This is a genomic window from Reyranella soli (assembly GCF_007992495.1).
GTDB lineage: Bacteria > Pseudomonadota > Alphaproteobacteria > Reyranellales > Reyranellaceae > Reyranella > Reyranella soli.
The window spans coordinates 1-3,967 of sequence record NZ_BKAJ01000307.1 but is presented as its reverse complement, the minus strand read 5'-3'; the positions used below and the strand labels follow the sequence as shown (position 1 = coordinate 3,967).

At 59.8% G+C, this 3,967-nt stretch carries 2 protein-coding genes and 1 pseudogene; all 3 read left to right on the top strand.

What is annotated here, in order from left to right:
• The first annotated feature begins 1,365 nt into the window (after positions 1-1,365).
• The gene (locus RSO01_RS46125; protein ID WP_147157363.1) at positions 1,366-2,274 is read left to right on the top strand and encodes a Crp/Fnr family transcriptional regulator; all 909 of its coding nucleotides are present in this window, start codon (positions 1,366-1,368) and stop codon (positions 2,272-2,274) included.
• Between the two features lie 484 nt (positions 2,275-2,758).
• Complete coding sequence (locus RSO01_RS46120; RefSeq protein ID WP_147157362.1) at positions 2,759-3,163, top strand: PTS sugar transporter subunit IIA; 405 nt, start codon at positions 2,759-2,761, stop codon at positions 3,161-3,163.
• Between the two features lie 338 nt (positions 3,164-3,501).
• Positions 3,502-3,924, top strand: a pseudogene (locus RSO01_RS46115) (transposase); the annotation flags it as partial.
• Between the last annotated feature and the right edge of the window lie 43 nt (positions 3,925-3,967).

Here is a 3,967-nt window from a genome sequence, read left to right as displayed (position 1 = left end):
GATCCCCTCTGCTGCTCGCCCTGCAGTGCATTACCCAGATGCGCCAGTGAGGAGCTGCGCTTAAACACGTAGTCTTTTGGCAACGCCTGCAAGGCTCTGTTGGTGAACCCATCTAACGAACAGATCGCAGCGTCAGGGACCAAAGCCGAATCAGCCCACACAGCTCACGATTCGGCTTTGGTCTCGCCTGACGGCCGATCAAGCGGGCAACCAACTCCATCGAACTCTCGGCAGCGTCTTGATGAACCGCGCTGACGAGGAAGGTCAATGCGCTGAGCTTGCTGGATGGAGCGGTGCAGCCCCAACCACACCGCTTCACCCAAAGCACTCAGCTAGCCACCCACATGACTACTAGCGACGCCTCTGCTTCCCACTGAGGTCAATCCTTAGTCGAAGACTTGGAAGCGTACATGCTGGTTAGTCACTCTCTCGAAAAATTGCGTAAGGCTACCCGGCAAATCGGGTTGGATTCTCGGTGAACAGGCTCGGGCCCCAAGTCGCCCGAGGGGCGGAGGCACGTATCGGCGCCGCAACTTGCGCCATAGGAAGCCGATCTAGATCCATTCTGGCGGCCGAGGTGTCGTTCTCGGAAGCGTCCACAGCGAATGCACGACCTTATCTCGGCTTAACAAGCAAGCCTCCGCTGTGCTGCGGTATGGCCAAACGCGAAAAAGGCCCGGTTGGGAGCCGGGCCTTTTGAAGATCGCGTGGTGGGAACACGCTTCGGTGTGTGTGGCGCCTTGGATATAGCGTCACGAGCTCACAATGAAGTACCAAAAACGCATATCTCAGCCGTGTTGCTTTGTTGCATAGCGTTCAGAATATGCAATTCCGCATGTTTTCGAGGCCGCCAAACACGGCCATGCGGTCGGTGAGAGCCCGAGGTTACTGCCGCAACACTGCGACATCCTGCCGCCAATGTATTTCATGTTGTCACAAGATTTACTCAGTGCAATCGCCTATTAGCAGCATGTGTGTGGGGCGCTGGAAGTGAGCGGTAGGGGTACTGCTCAGCAAATGGCCAGCGCCATGTGTGGGAGTCATTGGATGGCTAGCGACGTTGGAGCGCGCCTGAACGGCACGCTAGGGGCTTCGTGCATTTGCACAACGCGGGGGTCCTTTAGTCAAGACAACGAGCCGCTGCTCGATAGCGGACAGACGGGACGGTTCACCCCGCCCGACTGACTACGCTTGGCGTGAGGTTCGCGCGGCGGAGTCGCGTCGCCTCGACAATTTCATCAGCATCATCACTTAGCCAAGGCGGCAGTAATGCCAGCCGGGATCGGGGATGCTTGTCTCGACTAAAGCACCGCAGGCAATGCGCGAAGCGCTACTCGTCCGGTGGGAATACTTGGGGATTTGCATATGATTAGTTTGCTGCACCGGCCTGGGCGACAGGCCTATGAGCCGCTGATTCGGAAACTCAGAAGTTTGGGCGTGGGCAGCGACACGGAATTGGATGCCGTTCTGAAGCGTATCAAGGTGAGGCCGGGCCCCCGTCGAGGTGAAGAAATAATCGCCCCCGGCACGTCGCCGAGACATTCAACGCTGCTGCTGGAGGGGGTCGCCTGCTTGTATGAGCGCCTGCCGGACGGCAACCGTCAGATCTACGCATTTCAGTATGCTGGCGACTTTTGTGATCTTCACCAGCACGTGTTGCCGGAAACGAACAGTGAAGTCGCTGTAGCGGCTGTGACGGACTGCTCGATCGGCATCATCGAGCACAAGGACCTCGAGCACCTGATAGCGCAATATCCATCAATGAGCTTGGCCTTGTGGCGCGCCAGCATGCTTGAGGCGAGCATATTCCGCAAAAGATTGCTCAACGTTGGCCGCCAGCCAGCGCTTCAGCGCGTCGCCCATCTCCTGTGCGAGCAGCTGGCCCGGCGGGAAGCGGTCGGTATCAACAGCGCAACCATTCCGCTGACCCAGACGGACCTGGCCGATGCGGCGGGGCTTTCGATCGTCCACATCAATCGCACCTTCCAGGAGCTTCGCAGGCTGAACATCCTGTCGGAGGGACGCACCATCAACGTCCTGGACAGAGAACGGCTCGTCGGATTGGCCGGTTTCGACGGCAACTATCTCAACATGCCGCAGCTCCTTTCACACTGGCACGTCAAGATAGACCACGCCTCAACGCCAGCCAAACCATCGCCCACCATGTGTCGTCCGACTACTCCTGCATCAAGGTTGTGTTCAGAGAAGTGGCCCGGCCCTGCACGGGTGCAGCCTTCCTGTGCAACATCGTCGCTGCCCCGCGCGATGCTGTGACCAAAGCCCCAGTCAGACCGAAGCATAAGCGGTGAAGATGATGGACAGTGACACCTTCGCACGCCGCATCTTTGCGGCCTACTGCAGCGTGGGGCTTCGTGTTCACGCTGATCGCCTGCGCATTCGCCTTTTAGCCTCGCGTTGGCGACGAAGTTCGTCACGGCGCCTTATGACGCCAACCGACGCAAGCCCTCGTCGCAGTTGCGCATCAGTGCCATAGGTGCGCGCGCCGGTATCAAGGCCGCGAAGCTAAAAATGGTTCCTACGCAGTACGTCGATACTGGCCTCGTCATCCTGACGAACGAGGGCTGGGGACGCCCTGACGCGCGTCAACACGCCCCGTGTGGGTACCCTCTGTGAACGATCGCCGACCCCGCCCCAGTGCGATATCGGCTTGGTAACCTACCGATAAACTCACTACCCAGCCTCAGCCCACTCCGCGGGGGTAGCCGAAGAGGGTGGCGGTGCAGAATTGAGCATACGCATGATTGGGGTCGTACTTGTCACCCACGGCACTATGGCCGCGGGATTAATAGCCGCGTTGGAGCACGTCGTGGGTCCGCAGCAAGGTGTTTCGGCGGTCTGTATCGGCGCCGAAGACGACATGGAGAAACGGCGCGGAGAGATCCTGGAGAGCGTCAAGGCCTGCGACATCGGTGATGGCGTGATTGTGCTGACTGACATGTTCGGCGGCACGCCGTCGAACCTCGCCATCTCGATCATGGACCAGGCGCGCATTGAAGTTCTGGCCGGCGTAAACCTGCCAATGTTGGTAAAGCTCGCCTCCGTCCGAACGCGGCCGCTCGCCGAGGCGGTGCGCATGGCCCAGGAGGGGGGCCGCAAGTACATTACCGTCGCCTCGCGGATCCTCGCCAAGGAGGCTTCGTAACCCTCTGATGCCAGTTCCCCGACGGCAAACGGATCTTCGGGACCGTCGGGGCCTTGGCGCAGCGGGTCAAAGAGATGGCGGTTGGCCTTGCCATTACATTCGCGGACATTGTTGGCGTCGAGCACCTATCGCTCACAGGCTTGAGCACGGAATTTCGCGCGTACCCCGCGACATGTTCGTTCCAGCGAAGGCCGCCCTTCCCCCTTCGGAGTATGCGAGAGCCGTGCAGGCGCAGTGATGACGTATAGAATCTTTCGCACATAGGGCGGTGGCTCCCGCTCTGGTTAAGTTGGTGTTTGCGAAGACGACCGACGAAGCCAGAAGGACAAGGAGCCACCATGGAAGAGGATAGCAACGGGAGCGAGCTGAGCAATGTGATCCGCATCGACGATGAGCGCGTGCGCGACCATCTGGGGCGGATCGTGCGAGGCACCGTCGAGGAGACGTTGAACGCGATGCTCGAGGCGGAAGCCGATCGGCTATGCAATGGCGGTCGGTACGAGCGGACAGAGGCCCGTCGTGATCAGCGCTCGGGCAGCTACGATCGCAAGCTGCAGACCAAAGCTGGTGAGGTTCGGCTGAAGGTTCCTAAGCTGCGCCGGCAGGCGTTCGAGACAGCAATCATCGAACGCTATCGGCGGCGCGAGAGCTCGGTGGAGGAGGCACTGATCGAGATGTACCTGGCCGGTGTATCGGTGCGCCGAGTGGAGGACATCACTGAGGCTCTGTGGGGTACGCGGGTCAGTCCCGGCACGGTTTCTACCCCGTAAGGCCAAGAAACTGAAACGGTCGAGAAACCAGTCA